5 protein-coding genes and 1 pseudogene are annotated in these 4,536 nt (G+C 54.4%); all 6 read right to left on the reverse strand.

All coding sequences use genetic code 11. From position 1 onward, the window contains the following. Positions 1-233, reverse strand: a pseudogene (locus AB7S84_RS16685) (sulfite exporter TauE/SafE family protein); the annotation flags it as partial. A gap of 75 nt (positions 234-308) precedes the next feature. Next, entirely contained in the window at positions 309-719 is a 411-nt protein-coding gene (locus AB7S84_RS16690; protein WP_020875932.1) for a response regulator, read from the reverse strand. Further along, a complete protein-coding gene (locus AB7S84_RS16695; RefSeq protein WP_020875931.1) occupies positions 712-1,113 on the reverse strand; it encodes a response regulator in 402 nt (133 codons plus the stop codon). The genes AB7S84_RS16690 and AB7S84_RS16695 overlap by 8 nt, the downstream gene beginning before the upstream one ends. A gap of 10 nt (positions 1,114-1,123) precedes the next feature. Further along, complete coding sequence (locus AB7S84_RS16700; protein ID WP_020875930.1) at positions 1,124-1,573, reverse strand: response regulator; 450 nt, start codon at positions 1,571-1,573, stop codon at positions 1,124-1,126. A 52-nt stretch (positions 1,574-1,625) separates the two neighbouring features. Continuing rightward, a complete protein-coding gene (locus AB7S84_RS16705; RefSeq protein ID WP_020875929.1) occupies positions 1,626-3,377 on the reverse strand; it encodes a sensor histidine kinase in 1,752 nt (583 codons plus the stop codon). A 329-nt stretch (positions 3,378-3,706) separates the two neighbouring features. Next, positions 3,707-4,536: sigma-54 interaction domain-containing protein (locus tag AB7S84_RS16710; RefSeq protein WP_428155891.1), on the reverse strand; the 830-nt coding region annotated here is incomplete at its 5' end.

Here is a 4,536-nt window from a genome sequence, read left to right on the forward strand (position 1 = left end):
GTCGTGAAAAATGCGGGGCTGTAGGCCTTTTTACCGCCCAGCACCTCCGGCATGACCGTTCCGATCTGATCCGCGAAGGCGATTCCCCCCAATATGATGGGAACGAGCAATAATCCGAGGATCATTATCCGTTTCCGGTCTTTGACGATGGTATTGGATACCGCTATTTCCCAATCAGCGTGGGCTCTTGCGCCCATCATCATGAATCTGCCCCATTCTTTGAAGAATTTCATTTTGTTACAGTGCCTCCTGAATACTTTGGGTTTTGGGTTCCTGGAAGACGGTAGCCGCTCTTCCGGTTCTGCTCTCTATTGTCCTGCATTTTCAGAGTTGTTTTTCCCCCCCAGGATCTGTTTTTCGCGGTATACGTCCTGGAGTTTGTAGACCAACTCGTCAAAATTCATGGGTTTCATGAGATAGTCGAAGGCACCCAACTCCATTCCCGCAATGGCGGCTTCGATATTGGCATGTCCGGTGAGCATCACCACGCCGATGGACGGGTCGATCCGTTTGATTTCGGCCAGGGTTTCGATGCCGTCCATACCGGGCATCTGGACGTCCAGCACCACCAACTCGACGGGGTTCTTGCGGATGAAATCAAGGGCGTCGGGGCCGCTGGTGGAGGTCTGGACGTGGTAGTTACGCCGCTTCAGCCGCTTGACCATGGGCGCCAGAAACTCGACTTCGTCGTCCACCAACAGCAGGCTGATTTTATCCATGTATAGACTCCTTTCTGCTGCTTACGGCCTCCTGGATTTTTTGGAGGAGGTCCTGAATTTCATAAGGTTTCGGCAGGCATTCCACGGCACCGCAGTCGACGCCCAACTGGGCCTCTTCCACCGAACCGTGGCCGGTGATCATGAAGACGGGGATGTGCGGCTTCGTCTCCTTGACGACCTTCAAGACCTCGATGCCGTCCATAAATTCCATTTTGAGATCCAGGAGGATGACGTCAAAATCCTTTTTGAGAAATTCCTGGACGGCGTCTGAGCCGCTGAGACACGCCGTGACCCGGATCCCTCTTTTCTCCAGTCTTTTTGAGAGAACACTTACGAAATCCGCTTCATCATCCACCAGGAGCAATTCAATCGGTGCGGGGGATGGGTTTACCATGGCATTTCCCCTATTGCGCCCTGGTGCGCATCAGCTCTTGCATCCGTGCTTCGACAACTCTTTTTTCATGCTCCCGCTTCTTTTCGGCGGCACGATTGACCTTGCTCACCAGATCGCTCATTTCACAAGGCTTCAGGAGGTAATCGAAGGCACCTTTTTTCATGCCTTCGATGGCCGATGATACGGTGGCGTGGCCGGTGAGCATGATCACCTCCTTGAGGGGGAATTTGCGCTTGATTTCGGCCAGGGTTTCAATGCCGTCCATACCCGGCATCTTGACGTCCAGCACCACCACCTCCGTGGCGTTGCCGTTTTCTTCCAGCTTTTCCATGGCCTCCATGCCGGAGTGCGCGGTCTGAATTATGAAATGTCTCTTTTTGAGTCTTTTGGTGATGGTTTCTACAAAAGCGATCTCATCGTCCACCAGCAGCACGTTGATGTCGGGCGCCAATTCGTTCATCTTTTTTCTCTCCTTGATCCGGGTCCGGCGGGAAAAAGGGGCCGGACGATCTTTAATGCGTTAGGGTAACGGCTTTTCCGATCGCCGATGATGCTTCGGAAACGGTGCCGGGCCCTGAATCCTGATGGGGAATGAAGACCCGGAAATTGGTTCCGATACCGACGGAGCTGGCGACGGTGATCTTCCCGCCCATATTGTTCAGTATCCCGTAGCAGATGGACAGCCCCAGACCCGTTCCTTTTCCCACCGGCTTGGTCGTATAAAAGGGATCGAATATCTTCGCCAGGTCCGCCCGGGGGATTCCCGGCCCGTTGTCCTTGACCTCGATCACCGCCATGTCGTCCTCGCATCCGGTCATGATGACGATCTTGCCGCCCGTGGCCCTCAGTGCGTCCAGCGCATTGTTGATGAGGTTGAACAGAACCTGCTGAAGCTCTGTCTGGGATGCGTGAATATAGGGCATGTCCTCGGCGAATTTGGTTACGATGCGAACGTTGCTGTATTTTGCCTGGTGGGAGAAGAGGCCGACCACTTCCTCGACCATCGCGTTGATTTTGATGATCTGCTTCTGGGATTCGGATCGCCGGGCGAAGCTGAGAAGTTTGTGCGTGATGTCGCGGCATCGCAGCCCCTGTTTCTTGATTTGGCCGAGCGAGGTCTGGAATTCCTCCAGGTTTTCACTTTCCTGGAATTCTTCTTCTTCGAGGAGATCGCTGATCCACCCGGCCTCCTCCACCATAATGGCCACGGGGTTGTTGATTTCGTGGGCGATGCCTGCGGCCATCTCGCCCAGTGAAGCGAGGCGGTTGCTCTCGATCACCTGCTGGTTCATCATCTCTTTCTCGTTGTCGGCCTCGGCGATGCGTCCGACCGTGCGCCGGGAAACGATCATTGCCATGGTGATGATGGCGACGGCGCCCGCCGTGAAAACGATCAGGGCGATCCACCAGGTGCGATAGATTTCCGCGAAGGCGTCGCCCACGTCCTGCTGATAGATCAGCGCCCAGTGGCCGTTGTTGAGCAGGCCGGTGACGTAGAGGTTTCTCTTTTGGGTTTTTCGGCTCTCGAGAACGCTGATCCTGACCTTACTCTGGGCGTCGAAAGCCTGATTGATCAGTCCCCGGTAGAGTTCGCTGTCTTCGGATATGTCCAGGGAGGTGTCTGTCTGAAGTTCGTTTTTCCGGTTGATGATAAAGGCGGAACCGGTTTCGCCGATCCGGATGTTTCGCACAACACGGTTGAACGCCTGAAAATCGACAGTGGCCCGCAGAATGTAATGGTTGCCGTTCCATTCGTTCCTTGCGGCCACGATAAAATGCGGAAATCCTCTCAGCCCCATGAAAACGTCGCTGATGAAAAACTGCTCCCGCATTGCCTTCTGGAACCATTCCGCCGAAGCATAGTTGGCGTTCTCGAGCCGAAAAGGCCCTGCATAGGCCGTTTGATGGCCGTTGTGATCCACGACGCCGAGATCCGAAAACACTTCGCCGTACTCTTTTCTCAGGATCTCGAGTTTTTTCTGCAGGAAATCCTCATCGCTCAATTCCGGATAATTATAGCTTTCCGCCAGGAAATGAATGTTGTTCTCCCGCTCGGTCAGGAACATGTCGATATCATGGCGGTGCCGGTTGACGAGGGCTTCGAGATAGGAGCACACCTTCGAACTGTGGGCGGTTTGAAAATGGTAAAGGATAATGCCGCTGACAAAGATCAGCGGCATGAAGGATACCACCACCACCGTGGTGAATATTTTTCTCGTGAGAGTTTTGTAATATGTCTTGTCTTCCGCAGTGTTCGATGGCATGGGATGTCCGTGTTAAAGCGCTTGGTGACATTTCCTGGAATCATTTGCGTTCACGCACATAATTCAAAGCAATAACTGTGCCTGAAATATGAAGGTTTCGCGTCATTGATTAAAAAAAATAATAAAATCAAATGGATTAAAGATAGGAGTCTCCGCCGTCACGAAATGCGGCAGTTGAATTGACTACCTGTTCGTGTGCGGGTTGAGCGGAATAGATCCAAAAAGGGGGGGTGCAAATGATGCAGGTTTGGAAAAGGGGCATCCGGTGAGGAAAATCGGGGTAAAACGGGTGGGGAAAAACGTTCCGGTGGGGAAAATTTCCCCGAAGTCTAATCCTCCGGGAAGTTCGTCTCCCGGCCGGCGCGCTTGAGCTTTTGACGCAGGGTTTTCCGGTCGATTCCCAAAATCTCGGCCGCCCGGGTTTTATTGCCGCCGACTTCGGCAAGGACCCGCTCGATGTGCTCCAATTCCACCTCGGCCAGGGGGCGCGCCTGCCAGGTTTTCGTCGGAACATTGGCGCGCATGGCCGGGGGCAGGTCGATGACGTCGATCGTGTCGGCATCCACAACGACCACCAGGCGTTGAATCAGGTTTTCGAGTTCCCTGACATTTCCCGGCCAGCTGTAGTTCCGGATGGCCTGCAGGGCGTTGTCGGTAAATTCAGGAACGGATCGATGCATCTCTTTCGAGAATTTTGAAAGGAAATGATGAATCAGGCTCATGATGTCGTCCTGACGTTCCCTCAGGGGCGGTACGGGGATGTCGATCACGACCAGGCGGTAGAAGAGGTCTTCCCGGAAGAGGCCTTTTTGAACCAGGACTCTGAGATCCTGGTGGGTGGCGGCGATGACCCGCGTGTCCACCTTCCGGATACGGCTGGATCCCACCACGTGGATCTCCTTGTTCTGGAGCACCCGGAGTAGTTTTCCCTGCAAGTTGGGGCTGGCGTCGCCGATTTCATCCAGGAATATCGTCCCCCCGTCGGCAACCTGGAAAAAACCGGTTCGGGACTCCTTGGCGCCGGTAAAGGCCCCTTTGACATGCCCGAACAGTTCACTTTCAATGAGGGTGTCGGGGATGGCGGTGCAGTTGACGGAGACAAAGGGCGCCGAGGCCCGGTCGCTGCCGTAGTGGATGGCCCGGGCGACGAGCTCCTTTC

The organism is Desulfococcus sp. (genome assembly GCF_050178255.1).
Taxonomy (GTDB): Bacteria; Desulfobacterota; Desulfobacteria; order Desulfobacterales; family Desulfococcaceae; genus Desulfococcus; species Desulfococcus multivorans.

What these genes read in the sequence shown, in the direction of transcription:
- AB7S84_RS16695 (WP_020875931.1), bottom strand. Translation starts at nt 1,113, where the DNA reads ATGGTAAACCCATCCCCCGCACCGATTGAATTGCTCCTGGTGGATGAT.
- AB7S84_RS16690 (WP_020875932.1), bottom strand. Translation starts at nt 719, where the DNA reads ATGGATAAAATCAGCCTGCTGTTGGTGGACGACGAAGTCGAGTTTCTG.
- AB7S84_RS16705 (WP_020875929.1), bottom strand. Translation starts at nt 3,377, where the DNA reads ATGCCATCGAACACTGCGGAAGACAAGACATATTACAAAACTCTCACG.
- AB7S84_RS16700 (WP_020875930.1), bottom strand. Translation starts at nt 1,573, where the DNA reads ATGAACGAATTGGCGCCCGACATCAACGTGCTGCTGGTGGACGATGAG.